Annotated in this window: 18 protein-coding genes; 15 read left to right on the top strand and 3 right to left on the bottom strand. The window is 46.2% G+C overall.

Annotated features, from left to right (window positions below):
- The 3 genes from AC1DFM_RS12085 to AC1DFM_RS12075 all read left to right on the top strand — a co-directional run bounded on the left by AC1DFM_RS12085 (position 1) and on the right by AC1DFM_RS12075 (position 3,866).
- Positions 1–2,196 (top strand): peptidase domain-containing ABC transporter, encoded by a 2,196-nt coding sequence (locus tag AC1DFM_RS12085; protein WP_477076986.1) that lies wholly within the window; start codon positions 1–3, stop codon positions 2,194–2,196.
- Positions 2,186–3,490 (top strand): HlyD family secretion protein, encoded by a 1,305-nt coding sequence (locus AC1DFM_RS12080; RefSeq protein ID WP_477076985.1) that lies wholly within the window; start codon positions 2,186–2,188, stop codon positions 3,488–3,490. The genes AC1DFM_RS12085 and AC1DFM_RS12080 overlap by 11 nt, the downstream gene beginning before the upstream one ends.
- 106 nt (positions 3,491–3,596) lie before the next feature.
- Positions 3,597–3,866 carry a hypothetical protein gene (locus AC1DFM_RS12075; RefSeq protein ID WP_477076984.1) on the top strand — a complete coding sequence of 90 codons (270 nt, stop codon included), beginning with the start codon at positions 3,597–3,599 and terminating at the stop codon, positions 3,864–3,866.
- A gap of 285 nt (positions 3,867–4,151) precedes the next feature.
- Here the strand turns inward: AC1DFM_RS12075 and AC1DFM_RS12070 are convergent, their stop codons facing one another.
- Both AC1DFM_RS12070 and AC1DFM_RS12065 read right to left on the bottom strand, forming a co-directional pair.
- Positions 4,152–6,311, bottom strand: coding sequence for a TonB-dependent siderophore receptor (locus AC1DFM_RS12070; protein WP_477076983.1), 2,160 nt, complete (start codon positions 6,309–6,311; stop codon positions 4,152–4,154).
- Entirely contained in the window at positions 6,281–6,529 is a 249-nt protein-coding gene (locus tag AC1DFM_RS12065) for a hypothetical protein (RefSeq protein WP_477076982.1), read from the bottom strand. The genes AC1DFM_RS12070 and AC1DFM_RS12065 overlap by 31 nt, the downstream gene beginning before the upstream one ends.
- Before the next feature lie 664 nt (positions 6,530–7,193).
- Between AC1DFM_RS12065 and AC1DFM_RS12060 the strand changes: the two genes are divergently transcribed.
- The 10 genes from AC1DFM_RS12060 to AC1DFM_RS12015 all read left to right on the top strand — a co-directional run bounded on the left by AC1DFM_RS12060 (position 7,194) and on the right by AC1DFM_RS12015 (position 23,314).
- Entirely contained in the window at positions 7,194–7,736 is a 543-nt protein-coding gene (locus AC1DFM_RS12060; RefSeq protein WP_477076981.1) for an RNA polymerase sigma-70 factor, read from the top strand.
- A gap of 133 nt (positions 7,737–7,869) precedes the next feature.
- A complete protein-coding gene (locus tag AC1DFM_RS12055) occupies positions 7,870–8,403 on the top strand; it encodes an RNA polymerase sigma-70 factor (protein ID WP_477076980.1) in 534 nt (177 codons plus the stop codon).
- An 88-nt stretch (positions 8,404–8,491) separates the two neighbouring features.
- Positions 8,492–9,649 (top strand): FecR family protein, encoded by a 1,158-nt coding sequence (locus tag AC1DFM_RS12050; protein WP_477076979.1) that lies wholly within the window; start codon positions 8,492–8,494, stop codon positions 9,647–9,649.
- Between the two features lie 216 nt (positions 9,650–9,865).
- Positions 9,866–13,225 (top strand): TonB-dependent receptor, encoded by a 3,360-nt coding sequence (locus AC1DFM_RS12045; RefSeq protein ID WP_477076978.1) that lies wholly within the window; start codon positions 9,866–9,868, stop codon positions 13,223–13,225.
- An 11-nt stretch (positions 13,226–13,236) separates the two neighbouring features.
- Positions 13,237–14,793, top strand: a complete 1,557-nt coding sequence (locus tag AC1DFM_RS12040; RefSeq protein WP_477076977.1) for a RagB/SusD family nutrient uptake outer membrane protein — start codon at positions 13,237–13,239, stop codon at positions 14,791–14,793.
- A 15-nt stretch (positions 14,794–14,808) separates the two neighbouring features.
- Positions 14,809–15,930: a hypothetical protein gene (locus tag AC1DFM_RS12035; RefSeq protein ID WP_477076976.1), complete on the top strand. Its 1,122-nt coding sequence runs from the start codon at positions 14,809–14,811 to the stop codon at positions 15,928–15,930.
- 4 nt (positions 15,931–15,934) lie between these two features.
- On the top strand, positions 15,935–16,981 hold the full coding sequence (locus AC1DFM_RS12030; protein WP_477076975.1) for a DUF6528 family protein: 1,047 nt from the start codon (positions 15,935–15,937) through the stop codon (positions 16,979–16,981).
- Entirely contained in the window at positions 16,981–18,894 is a 1,914-nt protein-coding gene (locus tag AC1DFM_RS12025; protein ID WP_477076974.1) for a family 20 glycosylhydrolase, read from the top strand. The genes AC1DFM_RS12030 and AC1DFM_RS12025 overlap by 1 nt, the downstream gene beginning before the upstream one ends.
- 5 nt (positions 18,895–18,899) lie before the next feature.
- The gene (locus AC1DFM_RS12020; protein WP_477076973.1) at positions 18,900–22,025 is read left to right on the top strand and encodes a glycosyl hydrolase; all 3,126 of its coding nucleotides are present in this window, start codon (positions 18,900–18,902) and stop codon (positions 22,023–22,025) included.
- A 290-nt stretch (positions 22,026–22,315) separates the two neighbouring features.
- The gene (locus tag AC1DFM_RS12015; RefSeq protein ID WP_477076972.1) at positions 22,316–23,314 is read left to right on the top strand and encodes a DUF3667 domain-containing protein; all 999 of its coding nucleotides are present in this window, start codon (positions 22,316–22,318) and stop codon (positions 23,312–23,314) included.
- A 12-nt stretch (positions 23,315–23,326) separates the two neighbouring features.
- Here AC1DFM_RS12015 and AC1DFM_RS12010 read toward each other — a convergent pair whose 3' ends face one another.
- A complete protein-coding gene (locus tag AC1DFM_RS12010) occupies positions 23,327–24,190 on the bottom strand; it encodes an AadS family aminoglycoside 6-adenylyltransferase (RefSeq protein WP_477076971.1) in 864 nt (287 codons plus the stop codon).
- Positions 24,191–24,362: 172 nt separating this feature from the next.
- Between AC1DFM_RS12010 and AC1DFM_RS12005 the strand changes: the two genes are divergently transcribed.
- Positions 24,363–24,950: a class I SAM-dependent methyltransferase gene (locus AC1DFM_RS12005; RefSeq protein WP_477076970.1), complete on the top strand. Its 588-nt coding sequence runs from the start codon at positions 24,363–24,365 to the stop codon at positions 24,948–24,950.
- Complete coding sequence (locus AC1DFM_RS12000; RefSeq protein ID WP_477076969.1) at positions 24,947–25,450, top strand: hypothetical protein; 504 nt, start codon at positions 24,947–24,949, stop codon at positions 25,448–25,450. Before AC1DFM_RS12005 ends, AC1DFM_RS12000 begins: the two co-directional genes overlap by 4 nt.
- Positions 25,451–25,564 lie beyond the last annotated feature (114 nt).

The raw sequence follows: 25,564 nt of genomic DNA, 5'->3' as shown, positions 1-25,564 counted from the left end.
ATGAAATTAAAATCATTCCCTTTTTATAAACAGCCTGATGGCAAGGATTGCGGTCCTACCTGCATCAAGATTATCAGTAAGCATTACGGCAAACTGATAGATCTGCCCACGATCCGTGACCTGGCGGAAACCACCAGAGAAGGCAGCTCCCTGATGGGACTTTCCAATGCAGCGGAGGCACTGGGTTTGAAATCGATCGCTGTAAAAATAGATTTTAATACTTTAGTTGAGGATGTACCACTCCCCTGCATTGCCTACTGGGGGCATCAGCATTTTGTGGTCGTATATCAGATTAAAGGGAATACCGTATACGTTTCTGATCCAGCCTTTGGACTGCTCACCTACAGCAAGCAGGAATTCGTTGCCGGCTGGATGGGCGCTGGTAAAGAGGAACAGGAAGAAGAAGGCATTGTATTAGCACTGGAGCCAACACCTGCTTTTTATGAAAATGAATTTAGTGAGAAGCCTGTCAGGAACAGCTTCTCATTTTTATCTAAATATTTATACCGGTACAAAAGACTGATGATCCAGCTGGCAATAGGATTGCTGGCCGGTAGCGTATTATCGCTGATTCTCCCCTTTCTGACGCAGAGCGTAGTGGATGTAGGTATTCAGAATCATGATGTAAATTTTATCTACCTGATTTTGCTGGCGCAGGTAATGCTATTTGCCGGCAGAATGGGGATTGAAGTAATCAGAGGCTGGATATTATTACATCTCTCTACCCGCATCAACATATCCATTGTATCCGACTTCTTCATCAAACTGATGAAACTGCCTATCAGCTTCTTTGATACCCGGATGACCGGTGATATCATGCAGCGTATTGGCGACCATAACCGGATTGAACAACTGCTGACCAGCTCGTCGCTGAGCACCCTGTTCTCGCTTTTCAATCTTGTTATATTCAGTATCGTACTGCTTTTTTACGACTACCGGCTGTTCTTCATTTTCCTGGCAGGCGCCATTCTGGTAGTTACCTGGATTACCTTTTTCCTGAAAAAGCGCCGGGAGCTGGACTACAAAAAATTTTCCCAGACTACACAGGAACAAAGCAAAGTGATTGAGCTAATCAATGGGATGCAGGAAATTAAGATGCATAACGCAGAGAAGCAAAAGCGCTGGGGATGGGAGTTTATGCAGGTAAGATTGTTCAAAATCCAGATCCGTTCTCTGTCGTTGGAACAGTGGCAATCAGTAGGCGGCAATTTTATCAACCAGATGAAAGATATCTTCGTGAGCTTTCTCGCCGCCAAACTGGTGCTGGACGGTAAACTGACCCTCGGGATGATGCTTTCTGTTCAATACATCATCGGTCAGCTGAATGGTCCCCTACTGCAGCTGATTGATTTTATCAGGCATATGCAGGATGCCCGGATAGCCATGGAACGGCTAGGTGAAATACATGATAAGGACGATGAAGAACCCCTGCAGGATATCTCCGTCAAAGACATTCCCCAACAGGACATTGAAATCAGCAACCTGTCCTTTCGGTATACCGGCGCCAGCACACCTGTTTTTGAACAACTGAGCCTCCGTATCCCCTACCAGAAAACCACGGCCATTGTAGGCGCCAGCGGAAGCGGCAAAACTACTTTGCTGAAACTGCTGATGAAATTTTACGAGCCGGGAGCTGGAGACATCAAAATCGGGAATGTACCGCTGAAAAATATTTCGCCAAGATACTGGCGGGAAAACTGTGGTGTGGTGATGCAGGAAGGATATGTGTTCAACGACAGTATCGCCGGAAATATTGCTGTGGGAGAAGATACCATCGATAAACAAAAACTCCGCCGCGCCGTGGAAATTGCCAATATCAAAGAGTTTATAGAAGGGCTGCCACTCAGCTATAATACGCAGATCGGTAATGAAGGACTGGGTGTGAGCGGTGGACAGAAACAAAGATTATTCATTGCCCGGGCAGTGTATAAATCGCCGGAATATATCCTGTTTGATGAAGCCACCAGCGCCCTGGACGCCAATAACGAGAAGGTGATCATGCAAAACCTGGAGCAGTTTTTCAAAGGCAAAACCGCCATTGTGATTGCACATCGCCTGTCGACCGTAAAACATGCAGATAAAATCATTGTGCTGGATAAAGGAAAGGTAGTAGAAGAAGGTACCCACGAAGAATTAGTGTCGTTGAAAAAAGAATATTATCGGTTAGTTAAAAATCAGTTGGAGCTTGGAAACTAAAAAAGACATCCTTGATACAGTAGAACTTCGCTCCGAAGGAGTGCAGGATATTATGTCGCAGCCCCCGAACTGGATGATACGTTGGGGCAACACCGTTATACTCATTCTCCTGTTGTTGATCCTTGTAATGAGTTATCTCATCAAGTACCCGGTATTTGTGCCATCCACAGTTATCATATCTTCCCAAAACCCACCGGAAAAACCAGAGGTAAGAGTGAGTTCCAAAGTAGAAGAAATTTTTGTACGGGATCAGCAAGCTGTAACTAAACAGCAGGTACTGATGGTACTGCAATCCACCGCAGATTACAAAGATGTACGCAGGCTGAGAGCCATCATTGATACCATAACAGGGAATCACCTGGAACATTTTCCCATTCACGAAGCAGCCAGCTTTAAACTCGGGGAAATTCAGGCCGACTATAACGCCTTCGCCAAAGCATTAACAGATGTACAACTCAACGAACAACTCCGCCCCTATTCCCCTGACTATGTGGCCGCAGAGCAGAGTCTGGCTACTTCTAAAAGCAGGATACAAACCTTACAACAGCAAAAACGGCTGGAGCTGGCTAAACTGGAATTATCTCAAAAAGAATTTAACCGGTACCAGGAATTATTTAAAGAAAAAGTAGTGTCGGCCGCAGAAATGGACCAGGCCAGGATGAAGCTATTACAGGCGCAGCAAAATGTAGAGAGCCTGAATATTACCATTTCACAATTGCAGGAAAGTATCAGTGGTATCATCAAAATACGCAGTGGCGCGACTATCAGCGCACAAAAAGACAACATCAATTTCACTGCGCAGGCAGGACAACTCTTTGAGCAATTGCGGAAATCCCTCAATGCCTGGGAACAAAACTATCTGTTGCAGTCTTCCATTGATGGCACTGTGAGCTTCCAGCAGTTCCTTGGTAAAAACCAATTCGTGAAACCTGGTGATGTCCTGTTTTCCATTATGCCCCAGGAAAGGGATATGCTGATGGGGCGTTTGCAGGTGCCTTCTGTAAACTCCGGCAAAATAAAAGCCGGCCAGAAGGTGCTGGTAAAGCTTGATAATTATCCTTTCCAGGAATATGGTATGGTGGAAGGAACTGTCAGAAATATGGCGAGTGCACCGGATAAAGATGGTAACTATTACGTGTATATCCTGCTGCCAAAAGGATTACAGACTTCTTTCCATAAGCAACTGCCGTTCGATCGGGAACTGAGGGGATCAGCGGAAATAGTGACACAGGACTTAAGATTGATTGAACGCGTATTTTATCAGATGCGGAAATTATTGGGATATCAATATTAGATGAACACATTTTCCGGCGAATATTGATTCATTCCCGGCGAATATTAAATTCGCCGGGAATGACATAGTAATTATTATTACTATTGCGGTATAAACCTACCTTTATATGAACAAAAAATTCACCTTTAGTAAGAAGCCACTGGACTATGTATACGCCGCTGTATGGTTATTCGTTTTCGTATGTTTCGCCGTTTATATTTTTAACGGCAACATGTTTCGACCAGATGCCAACGGGAAAATCCATATTGTAGCTATTCTGGTGGCCTGGGTGGCGGAATACTTAACACAAATTGGCACTGGTATTCTGGTGGTACTCATCGGACTGTATATTTCCGGTAAAATGATTATTAAAAAAGCGGTGAGCGAACAGATGTAATATGGAAGTAAATTTTATCATCCTGACATTTACAAGCCTATATCTGATCGCAACCATACTATATTACCGGTATACGGTAAAGAAAGGAACGGAATTCAGATATAAGCCGCTTACCTTATTGGTGGTATTCATTCTATTCCTGCTTTCTCTCTACGGTATCATTACGCATAAGCCGTATAATGAAATTTTGCCTTTCATAGGTTGACGTTGGGATACCACAAAAATAAAAAAGCAACGGGTGTTTCAAAACGAAACACCCGTTGCTTTTCCGTCTTGTTTTTACAATTACTTACCAAACTTCACTGTAACACTGGCGCTTAGTCGCCTTGGCATCATCTGGCTGACATAGCTACCCCAATATACCTCATTGGAAAGATTATCTATTTTTACAGCCGCTTTATAAAATGAGTGCTCGTAGCTTACGGCGGTGTTGAACACGGTATATGCCGGCATGTAAAACATACCATCCCGGCGGGATTGGCTAATATAGCCTTTACCGTTATAGTTACCACCAATACCCATGCCCAGGCCTTTGAGCGCCCCCTTTAAGCAATAATAATTAATCCAAAGATTAGCGGTTTGTCCGGGGCCGGTCCATTGGCGCAAACCATCCATATCTTGATTGGTGTTGATAGTATACACATCATTGTAAGCATATCCGGCAATAAAATTCAAGCCCTTACAAGGATTGGCAATCACTTCTACTTCAACGCCCTTGCTCATTTGTCCACCGTCCTGCACCTGGTAATTACTACGTCCCGGGGAATTATCATTTCGAATCATATCGCTTACTTTAATATGATAATAGCTGATAGTACTATTCAACTTTCCGGACAACAAATCCAGCTTTACACCGGTTTCCCACTGGTTTGCCTGGCTTGCCTTGAAATTGGCAACGCTCCCATCTGGCTGCCGGTAAGGCGCATTATTACTGAAACCATTCATATAATTCGCGAACAAAGCTACTTTTTCAGCAACCACCTGGTAAACCAATCCCAGCTTAGGAGAAGCTACGGTTTGCGCGTATTGTCCCTGGATCGTATCCTTCACCAGGTCTTTTGTGCCATCATTGGAAAAATGGTCTACCCGCACACTGAGCATTGCCAACAGATGTCCGGTAATATTGATCACATCCGAAACATAGGCACTATACGTCTGCTGCCGGGTAGAAGACATGCTCATGGGTACTTCTTTAAGTGCCGCGTCCAGCGCTGTTTTTGTAAGATCGTGGTAATGGGGATCATTCCCTTTGATCGCTACTTTATCGAACCCGTATATCGCTGCGGCATCATTCTGAATATTGCTGAGATAATAATCCAAACCTAACACTATACGATGACGCATTCCACCCAACCGGAAATCTCCGTTGAAATTTTGCTGCACCTGGATATTACTCACCACATTATTCTGGTAGCCCGGATTACGGGAAACACTATCTCCCTGGATCTCATTCCAGCTATATAGTCCTTTCTGGGTGGCATGTGTATAAGATATACTCGTACGCGATTTCCAGATGTCAGATAACTTATAGTCCACATTTCCATAAACGGTTACAGAAGGCTTACGATCGATTACGCTGTTGTCGCTATACGATTTTGTCCAGTCAACATCCAGCTCCCGGGGCGTTGTCTTTGTAAAAGAGTTTTCCGGGAACAACCGGTTAAAGTCGTTGGCCTTCTGCGTGTATACTTCTGCATCTATCAATACGGATAATCGTTGATTAGGTTTATACAAAAGAGACGGAGCCACGAAAAATCTTCTTGTAAATCCGGCATCCTGGAAGCTTCCCTCACTATGATAAGCGGCATTGGTACGTAGATAAAGTCCCCGCTCCCTGCTCAAAGGCGTGTTGATATCCAGTGCCACCCTGTTCAATCCAAAGCCGCCGGCCATATAAGATACTTCGCCTTTAAATGTTTCCAGTGGCTGTTTGGACACCCGGTTCAACAGGCCTCCAAATGAAACCAGGCTACTGCCAAAGAGCGTTGCAGATGGACCTTTTAATACTTCGATCCGCTCGATATTAGCCACTTCTATGCTGTTCATTTTATAATCCTGTAAACCATTGCGGAGATAGCTCATGGTAATAAAGCCACGCAGGTTAAACGAGTTAGAGCCATTCACAAGCGCCTGACTTACCCCTGTTACATTCTTTAATACATCATTGTAACTGATGATGACCTGGTCCTGGAGTAGTTCTTTCGGAATTACATTATATACCTGCGGATTCTCCAGGTTTTTAATGGGCAGCCGGGCAACATCTTCTACCTCTTTACGGGCAAATTTGTTGTACCCAATGGTAACCTTCACTTCCTGTAATGCCCGGATATCTTTTTCCAGGAGGAAGTCTTCCGAACGCTGCTGCCCGGCTGTAATAGTCACACTCCTGCTCTGTTGCAGCAAGCCAACAGACTTTACCTGCAGGGTATAAGTTCCGGGAGACAATGCCGGAAGATCATATTTGCCCTGCTCATTCGAAATAGTACCTTTGTGGTACCAACAACGGCAATGGTCACGAAAGGTACCGGTACATTATCCATTGTACGTACTGTACCGTGGATACTGCCGGTATGTTGCTGACTATAGCCGATATTCACAGATAACAATAAGACGGCGATAATAAACAGACTTCTTACAAAGTATTTATTAGATGGGTTGTTCATAGTAAACTTGTGCGATTGCAGATTTGATATTGAATAATTCTTTTCTGCAAAATTCAGCGAACAAGTTTCCTTTTTCCAATCGAATCCGGAAAAACGTTTATTCAATCAGGAAATTCCGGGGCGCCCCCTTACTGCCGTTACCCTTTTGATTGTTCTCTTACGTCATCATTACTGATCTTCTTTGCGGCGCCTGGTTTAAATAGTGATCCTAACTCCCAGTTCAGCGTAACTTTCAGCGCCTGGTTGTAATATTTATTCCCTACAGTGTGGAATCCGCTATGATTCCCAGTAAGGTATAAGTTGCCGGGTTAATTTGCGCATAAACACTTTCCGTCATAAAACAAACTATCAGTAAAATATAAGTCAATGGTTTTCTAAACATGCTACAGTACATAAAATGGTCCATCACAAAAATCTTACGACCAATGGTGGTGTTTGTTTATGTAAAGCGGAGAAATATTTGCGCAAAAGGGAAATGATGGATGAAAGGTTGACAGATAAGACACCGGTAAACCGGGTGGTTATTATATTAAAATTCCTTACAATAACTCATCTATATTATATTTTCATATCCTGATGTAATTGCTCGATTAATTTTTCTAATCTTGTAGCGGATTACATTCGTATGAACCGGTACCAGCAATATTCCGATGCAACACTGTTAATGTCCTTACGCGAGGACAACCGGGAAGCTTTTACCGAAATCTACCACCGCTACTGGAAAAAATTACTGGCCGTCGCCTATCTGCATAGCCGGGATAAAAATATCGCCGAAGAAATAGTCCAGGAAGTTTTCATCAGCTTATGGAACCGTCGTGGGGAGTTGTATATAGAGAATATCGGCGCCTATCTTGCTACGGCCGTGCGGCTATCTGTTTTTAAACAATATGCCCGGCAGAAACGCAGAACCCAGATCATCGAAGCAACCACCGATCCGCTGGTGGCCTCCTGGGATGAGGAAAAGATTTTCTCCCGCTTTATGCAACAGCATATCAATGGCATTGTAGAAGAATTGCCGGAAAAATGCCGGCTGGTATTCAAACTCAGCAGAGAAGAAGGGCTTTCCATTCCTGAAATAGCCCAGCGCATGGGCATCGCTGAAAAAACGGCGGAAGCACATCTCACCAAAGCATTGAAGGTACTGAAGGTCAACCTCAATCGCCCTTATCTATGGGCCATTCCCTTCATCGAATTTCTGTTCTCTTAAAAATTTTCAAAAATATTTCCGCGCACTAAGGGTATCCCCTCCCCTTATGGTACATATTCCTGTAAACATAAGATCCATGTTATGAAGGGTATTGCAGCTCTCCGTAACAATACCCGGCATATTTACCTGTAATATGAAACAGCAGCGGCAAATAACTGATGCAGTGTTACTCTTGTCTCTCCGGGAGGACAACAGGGAAGCTTTTGCTGATATCTATGAACGCTACTGGCAGCCGCTGCTGGCTGTTGCCTATGCACACAGCCGGAATAAGACAGTAGCAGAAGAAATTGTGCAGGAGGTATTCATCAGCCTATGGAACAGACGGAAAGAGCTGTACATCGACAATATCAGTGCCTACCTGGCTACAGCAGTACGCCTGGCTGTTTTTAAACAGTATGTACGCCAGAAACGCCGCACCGAAATTGCCGTGCAGGCAGCTGATCCACAGGTGGCCGACTGGGAAGAAGAAAAAATTCATACCCGGTTCCTGCAGCAGCAAATCAATGGTATCGTGGAAACACTGCCCGAAAAATGCCGGCTGGTATTTAAATTAAGCAGAACCGATGGGCTCACCATCCGGGAAATAGCCAGCAGAATAGGCATTTCCCAGAAAACAGCAGAAGCACACCTCACCAAAGCGTTGAAAGAACTACGGTTGAAATTGTGACCGCTGCCACGCTAAAAAAAATTTTTGTTACCACTAAGGGTAAGTAAATACTTAGGGAACATATCACTGTAACGATAAAATACATCCGTTGAAAAACAACATCATTCACCTCATTGAAAAATACCTGGAAGGGACCATTACGCCGGACGAAGAAGCCCGGCTGATGGCCTGGTACCAGGATCACAACGAAGCTGATATCGAATGGCTGTCAGATAATGCTGATGAAGAAGAACAGGTGCGTTTGCGCATGCTCACGCACTTGCAGCAACAGATCAGCACACCCACCGCAAAGCCGGCCGCCAAGCGCCGCTGGATCTATATTTCCGCGGCGGCATCCATATTGCTGCTATTGGGGCTGACAGGCTATTTCACCTATCCGCTCCTGAAAAAGACAACACACAATAACCCTGCACAACTGGCACAGGACGTGCGTCCTGGCAGCAACAAAGCAGTGCTCACACTCAGCAACGGCGACAAAGTAATACTGGAAGACGCGAAGGATGGTATCATCACCGATCAGGGCGATGCCGCGATCAATAAAACAGATAGCGGTCACGTACAGTACAACAGCACAGCCAGTAGCAGCACGGCTATCGTATACAACACCCTCACCACCCCTTATGGCGGCCAATACCAGCTTACGCTGCAAGACGGCACCCGTGTATGGCTGAACGCCGGATCATCCCTGCGTTTCCCCGCCACCTTCGCCGGCAATGAAAGAAAGGTCACGCTCTCTGGTGAAGCTTATTTTGAGGTGGCTCAGGACCCTAACCGGCCCTTTTATGTAGCGATTAATTCCGGTACCAATACCGACATGAATGTACGGGTACTCGGCACGCACTTCAACATCAACGCCTATCCGGAGGAACAACGCCATGTAGTTACCCTCCTGGAAGGCGCCGTGAAAGTGAATTATCTGGGAACAGGTGTAACACTCACACCGGGCAAAGCAGCCATACTGCAAAAGGCCACCGGCAAAATGAATGCAACCGACGGCGATACGGAAGAAGCGATTGCCTGGAAGAATGGTTACTTCTTATTCGATAATGAAAAAGTAGAAAACATCATGCGGCAGATCAGTCGCTGGTATGATGTGGAAATACACTACCAGGGCGACATTTCAAAGAAAGCGATTGCCGGTAGTTTGTCACGGTCTAAAAACGTATCTGAAGTATTAAATATGCTGGAATTAACCGGCGCCGTACACTTTAAACTAGAAGGAAGGAGGATCACCGTTATGCCATAAAAAAATCTGCACAAACAGGGTCCAAAAAAATAACCGGGAGTGTTCCAGCACCCCCGGCCAAAAATTTGAGTCTACCCTGTAAAGGACAAATCTCTAATGCTTTTGTAGTCACAGTTATCGATTCTTAAACTCAAACATCCAAATGTAATGAAATTTTACATACCTGTCGTAGGCCAGGGGTATGCTGGCGCTACGCGTAAAAAAATCCTGTTGGTTATGAAACTAACCGTTGTGTTAATGATCGCAGCGCTATTGGAAGTGCAGGCCACCGGCTATGCGCAGAAGATGACATTATCAGCAAAACAGATCACACTTAAAGATGTATTTCGCCAGATCAGAAAACAAACCGGGTACAACGTACTCTGGAATGTAGACATCCTGAAGGATGCACAACCTGTTACCTTACAGGTAAGCGATGCCACCATCGCCGAAGTACTCACAAAGAGTTTCGCCAACCAGCCATTTACCTATACTATTCGTCAGAATACCATCGTCATCACCCGCACACCTTCACCAACAGTAGTGGCGGTAACGATTAAAGGACGGGTAACAGACGCCAATAAAAATCCTTTGCCTGGTGTGGCCGTACAACTCAAAAAGTCAACAATAGGTACCGCTACGCTGGCAGATGGTTCCTACTCCCTGAATGTTCCCGATGCCGGCGGCGTGCTGGAATTCAGATACATCGGTTATACTACCAAAGAAGTAGCCATCAATGGGCAAACTATCATCAATGTACAATTGGAGCCAACCTCCTCTCAGCTGGGCGAAGTAGTGATTGCCTATGGTAAACAAAGCGCCCGCGATGTAGTAGGCGCCGTTGGAACACTGAAAGCGGGTGAAATGAAAGATCAGCCTACTGGTACCTTTGCGGAGCGACTGCAAGGTAAACTCCCCGGCGCACAAGTAGCACAAACTACCGGACGCCCTGGTCAGGGTATGGACCTGCGCATCCGTGGCGCCGCCTCCTTTACTTCCAGCGTACGACCGCTGGTAGTGGTAGATGGTCAGCCTATGCCCGGCAATCCTGACAACATCAACAACATCAACCCGGATGAAATAGAAACGTTTACCATCCTGAAAGATGCGGCTTCTACAGCGTTGTATGGCTCCCGCGCTGCCAACGGGGTGATCCTCATCACCACCAAACGCGGTAAAGCCGGCCTCACACAAGTCAATTTCAACTCCTACTATGGCGGGGCTTCCCTCATGCGGGAACTGATTCCGCCTGTGATGAACGCCCAACAGCTGGCTACTTACATGAAGGGATTTTATGAAGATAAAATCAAGTACGAAGGCTATACCGGCGGTATTCCAGCAGTATATCAAAACCCGGATCAATACGGGGAAGGCACCGACTGGTTTAGCGCATTGACCAGAACCGCTCCGGTACAGAACTACAGCATTGCGGTGAACACCGGCACTGAGAAGGCAGCCTACAGCATAGTGGCTGGCTACTTTGATCAGCAGGGGATTTTGGTAAACACGGGTTACAAGCGTTTCTCACTCCGCGCCAACGGTGATTTCACACCCGGCAAACGCGTGAAATTCGGCTTTGGCGTAGCGCCTTCCCTTCAGCTGGAACACAACAACAGACAAGGCACCGGCTTTAACGTAGACGGACAGCGGGCCATTTTTGCATCAGCTTCCATGATTCCCACGATGGGCTCTCCTTACAATCCGGATGGTTCGCTGGCGCTGGGCATTTCAGGCTTCACCAACCAATTCGTATGGGCGAACCCGTTACGTCAGCTGATGGAAGTAACAGACGATGCCAACCGCTTCCGTGTATTGGCCAATGTTTTTGCAGAAGTAAAACTAACGGACAACCTCACTTTCCGTACTTCCGGTAGCACAGATATTGGTACCATGAATCGCCAGCGCTTTATCCCTTCTACTTCTATGGGTGGATTCAATGCGCTGCCGATGGAAAACCCTCCGCCTGGAAACAACTCCGCTTTAGGTGAGTCGTTGACTAACACAGACTACGTATGGCTGAATGAAAATACCTTAAACTACAATCAACGTTTTGGTAACCATTCATTGGGAGCACTCGCAGGCTTCACCCTTCAGCGTTCTACCGGATTTGCCAGCGACATGGTAGGCCGCGATTTTCCGGATAATAATGTTAAGTACCTGAGTGCCGCTACCCGTTTTACTACCAATACGTCCAGCTTCAATGCATGGTCAATGGTATCCCTGCTGGGAAGAATTAATTATAGCTTTAAAGATCGCTACCTGTTGCAGGCTTCTATCAGACGGGATGGATCTTCCCGCTTCGGCGCCAATAATAAATGGGGAACTTTCCCTTCGATAGGCGGCAGCTGGATAGCCAGTGATGAACCATTTCTGAAAGACATCAAAGCATTGAGTTTTCTTAAACTAAGAGCTAGTTATGGTTTGACTGGTAATAATGAACTGAATGGCAATTATATGTCCGTAGCGCGTATCGACAATTCCAACTACACGTTCTCCGGTGGCCTCGCTCCGGGTAAAGTACAGAGTACCCTCGGCAACGCCAACCTGGCCTGGGAACGTAACCGCCAGTTTGATGCCGGTATCGATATTGGATTACTGAATGGCCGCCTGAATGTGAGCTACGACTACTATGATAAAATGACGGAAGGCCTGCTGTTCGAGCTTCCTGTGCCACAATCTTCCGGCTTTACGAAAGTACAGGACAACCTCGGTGATATCCGCCAATGGGGCCATGAGATCACCGTCAGCAGTAAAAACCTGATTGGAAAATTCAAGTGGAGCACGGATTTCAACATCGCATTCAACAGAAACCTGGTGAAACGCATCGGCCTGAATAATATTCCATTTGCTGCCGACCCTACCATTACGCTGTCAGAATTCACCGACTTCCGTACACTGGTAGGCAAACCTATTGGTCAGTTCTACGGCTATGTGTTCGACGGCATTTTCAAAAATCAGGCGGAAGCAGATGCCGGCCCTAAGTACTACGGAACAGGCACCACTACTACCTCACAGGCTGGTACCGTACGTTTCAAAGATCTCAACGGCGATGGTAAAATTACTTTCCCGGAAGATCAGACCGTACTCGGAGATCCTAACCCGACCTTCATCTTTGGCTTAACCAACAGCTTCCAATACCAAAACTTTGATATGAGCATCACCATGTCTGGTACCTATGGTAACAAATTGAAAAACGGTATGCAGGAAAGTACTTACAACCTGGATGGGGTGTTCAATGGTCCTCCGGAATTATTGCAACGCTGGCGCTCTGAATCAGATCCTGGTAACGGCCGCGTAGCACGCACCCTGGCAGGTACTACGGCTGCTTATCGTACCGATAATTCATTGTTCGTGCACGACGCGTCACATCTAACCATCAACAATATCACCCTCGGCTATACGCTGCGGAAATTCAGAACACCCGTCATTAAAAGTCTGAGATTATACGGCTCTGCACAAAACGTATACATCTTCACCAGCTATCCCGGTAATCCGGAAGTGAGTGCCGGGCTTGCATTTGTGACACAACAAGGACAGGACCTGGGCGCCTATCCGCTGCAAAGAACATTTACGTTCGGCTTGAACCTTGGTCTTTAAAAATCAGCAACATGAAAAAAATCATCTCCTTAATACTAGTGATATTTAGTCTGGTCCAGATTTCCTGCAAAAAATTCCTGGATGAAACAGATCGGAACAGAATCAGTCTGAACAGCTATTTCAAAACGCAGAATGACTACGACCTGGCGGTGAATGGCGCCTATGCCCAATTGCGTGGCCTCTATAACAATAAGAGTGCCTGGTCCATGGGAGAAATGCGTTCAGATAATACCCACTATGATTATAAATCATCCGACCAGGCGGTAGCTACTACCAATCGTAATAACATCGCCGACTTTCTGGATGATAAATACAATAACCAAACGCCTCCCAAATGGAATGCTGCCTTTGGTGCTATCTCTGCTGCCAATATCGTGATTGATCATATTGATGATATCAAGCTGGCGGAAGCCAACCGCAACACCATACTGGGACAGGTAAAATTTATCCGGGCACTCGCCTACTTTGATCTGGTGCGTTTCTACGGTGGTGTGCCTATCTACAAACGCGCTCCACTTACCCGGGAAGAAACTTACGTTCCCCGCGCTACCGCGCAGGAAGTTTATGACCTGATCATTGCAGATGCTACTGATGCTATTGCTAAATTAGCCGCAACGACATTTCCGCAAACCGGCCGCGCTACAAAGGGCGCTGCATTGACACTGCTCGGCGATGTTTATCTTACCCTAAAAAAATATGACCTCGCTGAAAGTACGCTGAAACAGGTCACCACCATGGGTTATTCTCTGTTCCCAAAGTACAGTGATGCTTTTGAACTGAATAATAAAAATGGAAGAGAATCTATCTTTGAGATACAGACCAACACCAGTCTTGCTGTACCGCAGGCAATGACAGAAGCCTCTGTCTACAATTTCATCCCACGCATGACCAATACCACCATCGTGACCGGTGTGAACTATAACAACGTAACCACGGTGGGTGGCTACAATACGCCTACACAGGACCTGATCAATGCCTACGAAAGCGGTGACCTTCGCCTCGATGCCTCCATCGCGATTGCAGAAGGTAGCTTCAACGCCAGCGACGACTTCACTGCCACCGCTGTTAAATCAGCCTTGAACTACACGCCACCTGCAGGCAAAGTAGGACGCCCGTTTCCGAAGAAGTTTCTGCATACGCACACCATCGGCAACCAAACCAACGACGACTGGCCGGTATACCGCTATTCAGAAGTACTGTTGCTGCTGGCGGAGAGTTTGAATGAACAAGGCAAATCAGGTGAGGCATTGCCTTACCTGAACACAGTGAGAGCAAGGGCCTTTGGCGATGCTACCCACAACATCAGCAGCACCGACAAAGCCACCTTACAAACCGCCATTCTGCAGGAAAGAAGAGTGGAACTGGCTTTCGAAAATAAGCGCTGGCTGGATCTGGTGCGTACCGGAAAAGCAATTACGGTGATGACTGCATTTGGCGTGAAGCAAAAAGCCCAGTATAGTTATCTGCTACCCGGTAGCTATAATGTAACGCAGGACCGGTTGCTGTTTCCTATTCCCAACGCAGAAATATTGCTGAACGATAAACTCACGCAAAACCCAGGATACTAACTAAAACTTTCTATCATGAAGAAGCTTATGTTGAAGGGACGCCCGGCGTCCTCACGGTCAGCCTATGTCTGCGGGACAGTACTGGCATTGACCACCATTATAGTTTCATGTACACGGGAAGCTGCCCAGGTACAGGTAAAGGAAAAGAAAGCAGTGAAAACCGAGACAGCTGAAAAAACATCCTCCACACTGGCAGCTACCTGCTGCTGGGTGGCGATTACCAATCAGGCTAATAAAAACATAGAAGTGTATGATCCGGCAGATGCCTCCTGGACCACCCCCAAGTGGACCTGGCAGCCTACTACGGCCTTGTCGTACAACGCCACCAGCGAAATCCCGCTATGGGGTGATCCTACGGATATCAAAGTGCGTAACAATACCGTATTTGCCAATACTGCGCAGGTAATCACCGCTACCTCTTACCGGCTTGCTACCATTGCAAGATATACGGGTACGGGTACACGCGGACAAAAGCTATGGGTGATGGGCTTTAACGACACCACGGCCCTACATGCCATGGAAATTCTGCCGGATGGCAACTGTGTGGTAGCCAGCGCCGGTAAAACTACACCACCGGCAGTAGGGTTTATACGTATCTATTCGTCCTCCCAACCGGCTCCCAATCACGGCGTTTACACACAATACTCATTACCCGCCGCACATGCCCTGCTGTGGGATCAAACCCACCAGGTGCTGTGGGCACTGGGCAATAAGCTGGTAAAATATGCTTACAACGCGCCAGGCTCAGGTGGTACTATTACCAATCCTAAACTGGATACCCTCGCCGTATATCCGAAATTACCGAAGGCCTGGGGACATGATTTATCCGCAGATGTAAACAACCCGGATCAGTTGCTACTCAGCACCAATGGAGGTACGCATACTTTCAAAATTTCCACAGGCACATTCGTGGATCTACCCGGTGCGGCACAACAAACATTTGTAAAAGGCATCAGCAGCCAACCTGGTCAGAATACGCTGGTGGAAACCATTCCCAACAGTGGTTGTACCCTGAACAACTGGTGCACCACCACCGTGAATTTCTACAATGCCACCACCGGCGCCGCTACCGGCTCACGCACCGTACCCGGCTCCGCTATCTATAAAGGCAAAACATTCGATCCTAACTATTATTGATACCATGAAGAAAATCATTATTGGTTTGTTAGTAGTGCTTACCGCCTGTACCAAAAACCCTGGAGCTAATAACGCTCCAGGGCCTGGTACCAACCCGCCACCGGCAACCGTTCCCGAACCCTACCCGGGTAACTTGCTGGCACTCACCAACGACGCCACGAAGCAAATAGAAATATACGATCCCTCTGTCATTGACTGGAATACTGCCGAAGCAAAAAAATGGCGCTGGTCGCCCACCACCACGCTCGGCTTTACCACCGATGAGATCAATAAATTTGGCGGTGGCACTGATTTTAAAGTCAGAAAGATGAGCATCTGGCAAAACAATACCTTCGCCGCCATCAGCGACAACAGCTTTGCCGCCATCATTGCTTACCCCTCCGGACAGCGGGTATGGTCGAAGGTAATTTCTGGCAACCTGCACTCCGCCGAACTATTGCCCAACGGCAACCTGGCGGTAGCCGCATCAGATGGCAACTGGATCAGGGTATACCCCACCTCGCAGGGTGCTAACGCTAACAACTATACGGAGTTTACGCTCGGCGCCGCTCATGCCGTGCTCTGGGACCCAGGACTTAACTGCCTTTGGGTAACTGGTCAGGATATGACCAACAATGCGCACATCCTGACTGCCCTTGCTATTACCGGCACTGATGCCCAACCGGAACTGACGGAACTGAAACAATACCGCGCTATACTGCCAACACCCTGGGGCCATGAAATCAGCATCTACCATAACAACACCAACCTGCTCTGGGTGACCAGCAATGGCGGAGAATATGTTTTCAATAAAACCACCAAAAGCTTTTCCGTTTCCCCTACAAATAACTTAACTTTTGTAAAAGGAATCGGCAATCAACCCAGTGGACAAATCGTACTTGTTAGACCCGATGCAAATAAAAATCCACGCCCTACCGCTTATTGCTCACTGAACAACTGGTCTATCAGCACAGTGGATTTTTATACTTCCAGCGGACAACTACAAGGCTCCAGGCTAGTGAATGGCGCCTGTTTCTATAAAGTGAAAATCGTTTACGACAATTACCAGTAATGTACTTTAGTAAAAAAATAATAGCCATGCTCTGCTGGGCATTTTCAGGCATCAATGCCGGTCGTTGTGTAGCGCAAAACTCGCTGCCTGCACTGATCCCTATGCCACAGTTGATAAAAATGGATACCGGTCACTTTGTTTTTAATACCAATACCGTAATCCGTACCGATGGCTCCGCACCACCTGTGATTGCTTATTTCCGTGATCAACTGCGTACGCAAAAAATCAATACCCGGATTATTACCGGCACTGCAGCCAACAACGGTCAACAGGAACTTGTCATCACAACTACCGGGGCTGAAAATTTACCTGCCGAAGGGTACCGCCTCCAGATAACACCCACGCGCATTCAACTCACCGGCAAGCAGGCAGGTATTTTCTATGGTATGCAAACACTGCTGCAACTGATCACCACCAATAGCAATACTGCCATTCCGTGTATGACCATCGAAGACGCACCTCGCTTCGGTTACAGAGGCCTGATGCTGGATGTTTCCCGTCACTTCTTTACTGTACCGCAGATCAAACAATTGCTGGATCTGATGGCATATTATAAACTCAACCGTTTCCACTGGCATCTGACAGATGATCAGGGTTGGCGGCTGGAAATTAAAAGCTACCCAGAACTCACGCAGATTGGTGCCTGGCGTGTACCCCGCATAGAATTCAGCGGCAATACCCTGCCACCACAACCCGGTGAAAAGGCCACCGACGGCGGCTTCTACACCCAGGAACAGGTACGCGACATCATCCGTTATGCAGCCGAACGCCACATCGAAATTCTTCCGGAGATAGATGTACCCGGACATTCCATGGCCGCCATTGCTGCTTATCCAGAGCTGTGCGTGACCCGCGATAAAAGCATTGCTGTAAACCCCGGCAGCTCTTTCTCCAAATGGTTTGCCGATGGTAGCTACGAGATGTATATCGATAACTCTCTTAATCCCATCAATGAAAAAACATACGAATTCCTCGATAAAGTATTCGGTGAAGTAGCTGCCCTATTTCCCTATCCCTATATCCATATCGGTGGCGATGAATGCTTCAAAGGCTTCTGGGAAAAGGATTCCAGCATACAACAATTTATGCGGGAACACCAGATAAACAATGCACATGAATTGCAGCGCTACTTTATATCCCGGCTGAATAAAATCATTCTTTCTAAAAATAAAAAACTCATCGGCTGGGATGAAATCATGGAAGGCGATCTGAATGAAAATGTAGCGGTGATGAATCGCTTCGGTGAAAAAGGCGCTATTATACAAACTAAAAAAGGCATGGACGTTGTGCTGGCGCCGGGTGGCAACGGGCTGTATTTCGACTATGCACAAAGTACCTCCGACCAGGAACCTTCCAGCCATGGCGGCGATGCGCCGGTATGGAAAGCCTATGACTACAACCCTGCCTATCCTTCCCTGTCTACCGCCGACCTCCAACATGTGCTGGGTATAGAAGGTTGTATCTGGACAGAAAACATCAAGGATATTTCCAAGCTGCAATATATGATCCTGCCCCGCATGTTGGCCCTGGCAGAGGGCGGCTGGACAAATATCTCACAAAAGAATTACACCCGCTTCGCCAATAGTGCATTGCCTGCGCATTTGGCAACGTTTGATCGCAACGGCATGAATTACCGCGTGCCAACCGTGTTCCATCCCGTGGATTCAACGATAGTAACCGATGCATTCCGATTTGAAATAGCACGACCTCCGGTACCGGGAGCGAAAATATTTTACACGCTGAACAACAGACCACCCGGCGACTACGATCACGAATATACGGGACCCATTACCATCGTTGTTCCAAAAGGAAAAAGCATTCCATTGAAGACGATTGTTGTTACCCCTGCAGGCCACAGAAGCATCATCACACGCACGCTGCTGGACAATAGCAGTCAACCTAAAAACCAATAACAGCCATGCAGAAAAAGATCTATCATACTATATTATTTGCAGCTTTACTGGCTACCGGCCGCCTACAGGCACAACAGCCGCAACGGTTTGAAGACATTGTCACCCACTTTAAAACCCCTGACAAAGACTTCGGTACCGTACCTTTTTGGGTCTGGAACTCCAAAGTAAATAAACGGGACATCGATTCCATGCTGAATGATTACCGTAAAAATGATTTCGGTGGCGTCATCATTCATCCCCGCCCCGGATTGATTACGGAGTATTTATCCAAAGACTGGTACGATCTGTTCAAATACGCTATGGAACAGGGAAAGAAAGCAGGTCTTAACATCTGGATCTACGACGAAAACTCCTACCCTACCGGATTTGCGGGAGGGCTTCTCGCCGATGAAATGCCGGAAGCCTACAACCAGGGCCAGATGCTTTACATGGAAGCTGCCAATAAACTGCCGGATAATCTTTCTCTCTACTTTCTTTTTCTGAAAGAAGAAAATGGAAAGTACCAGGACATCACCACTCATCTGGCAGATGAAAAAGATAAAACCGGTAACTACCGCTTCTTTAAGAAAGTAAACTACCAACGCTCCAACCGCGGCTCTGTAGCGGGTCCTATTGGGGTATCTTATGTAGACCTCATGGCGAAAGGAGTGACCGAAAAATTCATTGACGTTACTTACAAAGGCTACGAAAAAATAGTAGGCAACGAATTTGGCCAAACCATCAAAGGTGTTTTCTCCGATGAACCTACTATCATCAATGAAGGAAAGGACTGCGTACGCTGGACGCCGGATTTGTTCGATACCTTCTACAAAACCTGGGGCTACGATTTACGCCTGCACCTGCCGGCACTCTTCCGGGAAACGGGCGACTGGAAACACGTACGCCACAATTATTATCAGGTGCTATTGCAGTTGTTTATTGATCGCTGGTCCAAACCGGTATCCACTTACATGAACGCCAAACGCCTGACCTGGACCGGGCACTATTGGGAACATGGTTGGCCTAGTCCCTATCATGGACCTGATAATATGGCCATGTACGCCTGGCATCAAATGCCCGGCATTGATATGCTGTTTAATCAATATAACGAAGATAAACCCGTGCAATTTGGCAACATACGCGCGGTGAAAGAACTGAGCAGTGTAGCGAATCAATTGGGTAAAACCCGTACACTCTCTGAAACCTATGGCGGCGGCGGCTGGGAGCTTACCTTCAAGGACATGAAACGTCTCGCGGACTGGCAATATGTGCTGGGGGTGAATTTCATGAATCAGCATCTCTCTTTCATGACGTTGAGGGGTGCACGAAAATATGATTACCCGCCGAGCTTTTCTTATCATGAACCATGGTGGAACTACTACAGTGCTATGAATCACTACTTTTCGCGCATGCAGTACCTGATGTCGAGAGGACAGCAATATAATCATATACTGGTGCTGGAGCCAACTACCTCCGCCTGGATGTACTACGCCCGGGATGCCGAAAATAAACGCTTCTTCGATATCACCAAAAGTTTCAACGACTTCGTAACGCTGATGCAGCGTTCCCACCTGGAATACGATCTGGGCTCTGAAAATATCATTAAAGATCATGGTAGTATTAAAGGAAAGCAGTTTGTGATTGGGCAACGGGGTTATGAAATAGTGGTTATTCCCCCGGGTATGGAAAGCATTGATGGCCCTACTTTCCATCTGTTGAAAAAGTTCATTGCAGCAGGAGGACAAGTCGCTTGTTTTGAACAGCTGCAATTAGTAGATGGCATGATTAACCCGGAACTCACAGCCCTTCAATTGCCGAAAGTCAGCAGCATAAGCCGGCAGGCGCTAATACAGCAGTTTCATCATGATGACTTTAGCATCGCACCCATAGTGGGCGATAGCATTGGTGGCAACATATATCACCAGCGCCGTAAACTGGCAAATGGAGAGTTGCTATTACTCACCAACGCCAGTATGACCAATTCCTCTGTTGGTAAAATTACCATGTCTGGTAAGGATGTACTGGTCCTTGATTTGGGAGATGGGAAGATCTCCCGCTATGCCCATACGCCACAAAATGCAGCAGTAACATTTGAATTTAATGTACCGCCAGCAGGTAGCCTGATGCTGTTTGTGGCAGATAAGAAAATGACGGGCTATAAAGAAATAAATGCAGCCAAAGATTGGGTTACAGTCAATACTTCCCCTACGGTAGTGAACAGACCTGTTGAGAATACCCTCACTATCGACTTTTGTGATCTGCATCTTCATCGGCCGGATTCCAACTATACCCATCTGCACGTAGGGATTGCTTCCAATACGGCCTTCAAACATTTCGGATTTACCGATGGCGTAGGCAATCCATGGAATAACCGTACGCAATATAAGAATGCCATTGTGAGCAGGGATACGTTTTCTATCGGTACCGGCTACACGGCCGTGTATCATTTCAACATTAAAGCAGAGATGGATACCCGTCAATTCAAAGCGGTCATAGAGCAACCGGGCCTTTGGCAAGATGTAAAAATCAACGGTGTTACCGTCAAAAACGAACCCGGCGAATGGTGGCTGGACCGCTCCAATGGCGTGTTTAAAATAGGCGATCACCTCAAAACCGGCGACAACAAAATTGAAGTAACCGTTTCTCCCATGAGTGTATTTGCGGAAATAGAACCGATATACATTCTTGGAAACTTCAACCTGGAAGCAGCACAACAGGGATGGAATGTGGTAGCTCCTCAGCCGCTGCAGCTGGGCGCCTGGAACAAACAGGGTTTGCCACTGTATGGCCAGCAAATTTCATATAGTAAAACCTTTGATGTTACGAACCCCGGGCAAAGCTATGCGGTGGAACTGGATAGCTGGAAAGGTACCGTAGCGGCGGTAGAAGTGAATGGTGTATTGGCAGGTACTATCATTGGTGAGCCTAACAGGCTTGACATTAGTAAATGGGTGAAGAAAGGAAAGAATACAATTGCCGTAAAGATAACGGGGAGTTTAAAAAATGTGTTAGGACCATTCTACAATAAGCCGGTTCCCGGCCTGGTAGATCCCGGAAAGTGGTATAATATAAAGGTACAACCACCCGGTAGCGATTACGATCTATATGACTATGGCCTCTATAACGACTACAGGATCATAGTCCAACGGTGATGATGATGACGGCGCCTGCATCTGCAGGCGCTTTTTCCGTATATCCGTTAAAGTTATCTTATGACTGCTGCCCCACACTTTCCGCCACTTCTGCCATCACCGTTCCGAAAATAAGTCAGCTGAAAAAAGCAAAGATCCAGTCGGAGGCAACCGGATTGCTTTTCCCGCATATATTAATTATTAGTGATAGCCGACAATTTTCCATTTTTCAGTAAAAAAATCCGCTATCTTTAGCCCCCTTAACCTGCGTTACCTTGAAAACACAACCCTTACGCCGCCAAAAAAATTGTTTGAACTGCGGAAACTATGTACCCAACAGATTCTGTGACAAATGCGGACAAGAAAATACAGTTCCTCACGAAACGTTTGGCCATCTGGTAAAACATTTTGTAGCAGATATTTTCCATTACGATTCCCAATTTCTGCTCACAATAAAATATCTTTTCACCAAACCAGGCTTTCTTTCCCGTGAATACCGCGAAGGCAGAAGGGTACGTTATGTGAATCCTATTAAACTGTATTTCTTTACTTCGTTTATATTCTTCCTCTCGTACTTTTACTTTGCGGGCATTTCGCATCACAGCAGCGGTGCTGCAACGCATGCTACTGAAGACAGCATCAAGGGAGCCCGGCTAGGTACCTTTGATGGGCTAAAGAAACTGGAAAAGAAACTCGAGGGTGGCGTCCGGCAAAACGATCCGGGAGCTATCAGGAATCTCAAAATATTAAAGATGATAGCAGCAGCAACAACAGTAGAAGAGTTCGACGCTGCTTACCGCCAACTTCCCGATTCACTGCAACTCTCTCCGTTCATAAAATTACTTGTCAGAACAGAAGCCAAAGCGTTGAAACACTACAGCTCCAATGAAGAAAAAGAAAGAAATTTTGAAGCCGGATATTATCATAATTTCCCCAAAATAATGCTCCTTTGTCTGCCATTCTTTGCCCTGTTCCTGAAACTCGCATACTTCCGGAATAAACAATGGCTCTATGCTGATCACGCGATTTTTACACTGCATATCCATGTCTTTGCTTTCATTTTGATGGCGGTAACATTCCCCCTATTTGATTACATTGCCATCCATGCAGGTAATCTTAGATTGTTCAATGGCACCCTCGCCTGTATCATGGTGTGTTACCTGATTATCGCACTGCGTAAAAATTATGGACAGTCTATTGTGAAAAGTACCATCAAGGGAGTTGTATTATATACCGCTTATATCACTTTCCTGTGGTTGACATTGATAGCAACAGGTTTATTGGTAAGCCTATATTATATTTATTCTTAGAGAGGATAAATTTTAGAAATCCTTTCTCACATAAGCCAGGTAGGCTCTGATATCTTTTTCCAATTGCGCTGGATATTGATAGCCCAAAATGGCTGCTAATTCAACACCTAAGTCGTGGCCTACATCTGCATACGCCAATAGTGCCCGCCAATTATCTGCGATATCACTTCCTGAAAAGGTAGCGGCTACCCGTTCCCAAAGCGCAGGCGGCAGATATTCTTTAAAGAGACGCCCATGTTTGTTGGTAGTGATATTCCAGTTATGTTTTGCAGCGATGTGCCATTCAATCATCGGCACTAAATAATCTGTTCTCATCACATCCTCACTCATGAATTTTGCATAGAAAATATTATCACGGGCCAGGCATTTGGCCACATAGGTCATATCCCACCAAAAGTCGTTAAATAGCTGATTGAATCTTTGTTCCGTTGGCTTTTTTATGACCACCGCCTGATACGTAGGGGGCTTCATGTGATGCGTCAGCCCATCTTTGTCTACCAGCACTTTGTAGCCAACGTCCCAATCTTCAGGTAATTCTTCGCTATTCACATCTGCTATAAATACTGCTTTGCTGCAAAGTTTGAAATCTACTTTTACATAATCATCATACAGTACCATTCTCATCGCATTATGGCCATCAAAGGCTTCCTCATTCTCCACCACTTTCGCGATCACCTTTCCGAACGTAGACAGCCAGCTGTCATCTTCCAGAAATGCGGGTAAATCTTCCATGATCAATTCTATGTCCAGGTCGCTAAAGTCATCTTGTGGGGCATTGGGATTGGTCAGGGAGCTGGTCAGTAATACCGTTCTAATAGTGGGGTTATTGGTTGCCCAATCAACGATTTCATGCAATTTCCTATCCCGGTTTCTCATATAAGCAATTGTTTAAGCAATCTGAATGTAGAAAAAAAAATGATGTCATTAATGGTAAGGTTGGGCCCACGGGTTGGAAATAAAAGAGATCCCATTTGGAAATTCTTTCTTGCAAATTCAAATATTTCCCTATTTTTACTTTGAAATACAAAGTACTTTTAAATACATAGAAATGAGCCAGACAATAGCTGATTTTTATAATCGCCTATACTTCCTATACCCTGTTGTCAACCATTTTTTAAAACGGCAAAAGCGGGTTCTCATCGAAGAAGTAAACAAAGCGCCTGCCGGAAAACTATTGGAAATCGGCGTAGGCAATGGATCACATTTATCCCTTTATAAGTCGCATGAGATAACAGGTATCGATATTTCAAGCACCATGCTTAACAAGGCGAAACTGGCTGGTACACCCGCTACGCTGCTACTCATGAACGGAGAGCAGTTAGCTTTTCCGGATGCCTTCTTTGACTATGTGGTTGTTTCCCATGTGCTGGCCGTAACTACCAATCCCGATCAATTGTTAGCCGAGGCACACCGGGTATTAAAGCCAGCAGGGAAGCTGTTTGTCCTGAATCATTTTACCCCTGATAACCCGCTAAAGCTGATCGACTGGCTACTCCAACCGGTATGCCGGCTGCTGCATGTGAAATCATTCTTTCACGCGGAGCTGATACGCGGCTTCCGGCAGTTTACACTTTGCAGCACAACAGCACTTGGAACAGGCGCCTATTACAAACTATTTATCTTCCGTAAACCTTGAAAAAACATCGCTACCTACTGGCCATATTGCTACTGATTAGTCTATTCATTTATACCTTTTACCGGACAGAAAAAACAGTGGTCAACCAGCTGATCATTAAATTATTTACCAGAGAAGGGTATCTGCTGGCAAAAACAAGGGTTACTTCCCTCCTGCCACTGAATAGCTATATTATCTACTCCCTGCCAGAGGGCCTTTGGATATGCTGTATTACCATCACTTCCAGCTTCTTTTACCTGAATATATGGGGACGCAAATGGCGCCTCGTCATAGCGCCCATACTGGTAGCAGTGATCATGGAAATATTCCAGTTGCTGCACCTGGCAAATGGCAGATTTGATATGATGGACATTGCCTCCGCCGCGTTTTTCTGGCTGCTCGCAATCGTTTATACACGAAGCGGGCCTGCTCCGGAGCCATTATTCAAGTCGGTGAATATCAAAAATGTGTGCTGTATGATCAGTTATATGATTGTTTTTCTGGCGCATGTGAATCATTGATGAGGATCATTGAACATCGATAATAATCAAATTCACCCGCATTGTGTTGCAACTTTTATTGAATAAGCGTGTCCTTGCATTGTATCAGGATTGATATACAGGGCCTCCTTTTCA

The sequence above is a fragment of the Chitinophaga sp. 05T412 genome, from assembly GCF_056396465.1.
The sequence above is the reverse complement of the archived record's forward strand: the minus strand, read 5'-3'. Positions and strand labels throughout refer to the sequence as shown.

What these genes read in the sequence shown, in the direction of transcription:
- AC1DFM_RS12040 (WP_477076977.1), top strand. Translation starts at nt 13,237, where the DNA reads ATGAAAAAAATCATCTCCTTAATACTAGTGATATTTAGTCTGGTCCAG.
- AC1DFM_RS12020 (WP_477076973.1), top strand. Translation starts at nt 18,900, where the DNA reads ATGCAGAAAAAGATCTATCATACTATATTATTTGCAGCTTTACTGGCT.
- AC1DFM_RS12035 (WP_477076976.1), top strand. Translation starts at nt 14,809, where the DNA reads ATGAAGAAGCTTATGTTGAAGGGACGCCCGGCGTCCTCACGGTCAGCC.
- AC1DFM_RS12075 (WP_477076984.1), top strand. Translation starts at nt 3,597, where the DNA reads ATGAACAAAAAATTCACCTTTAGTAAGAAGCCACTGGACTATGTATAC.
- AC1DFM_RS12065 (WP_477076982.1), bottom strand. Translation starts at nt 6,529, where the DNA reads ATGAACAACCCATCTAATAAATACTTTGTAAGAAGTCTGTTTATTATC.
- AC1DFM_RS12005 (WP_477076970.1), top strand. Translation starts at nt 24,363, where the DNA reads ATGAGCCAGACAATAGCTGATTTTTATAATCGCCTATACTTCCTATAC.
- AC1DFM_RS12010 (WP_477076971.1), bottom strand. Translation starts at nt 24,190, where the DNA reads ATGAGAAACCGGGATAGGAAATTGCATGAAATCGTTGATTGGGCAACC.
- AC1DFM_RS12030 (WP_477076975.1), top strand. Translation starts at nt 15,935, where the DNA reads ATGAAGAAAATCATTATTGGTTTGTTAGTAGTGCTTACCGCCTGTACC.
- AC1DFM_RS12060 (WP_477076981.1), top strand. Translation starts at nt 7,194, where the DNA reads ATGTCCTTACGCGAGGACAACCGGGAAGCTTTTACCGAAATCTACCAC.
- AC1DFM_RS12055 (WP_477076980.1), top strand. Translation starts at nt 7,870, where the DNA reads ATGAAACAGCAGCGGCAAATAACTGATGCAGTGTTACTCTTGTCTCTC.
- AC1DFM_RS12085 (WP_477076986.1), top strand. Translation starts at nt 1, where the DNA reads ATGAAATTAAAATCATTCCCTTTTTATAAACAGCCTGATGGCAAGGAT.
- AC1DFM_RS12025 (WP_477076974.1), top strand. Translation starts at nt 16,981, where the DNA reads ATGTACTTTAGTAAAAAAATAATAGCCATGCTCTGCTGGGCATTTTCA.
- AC1DFM_RS12045 (WP_477076978.1), top strand. Translation starts at nt 9,866, where the DNA reads ATGAAACTAACCGTTGTGTTAATGATCGCAGCGCTATTGGAAGTGCAG.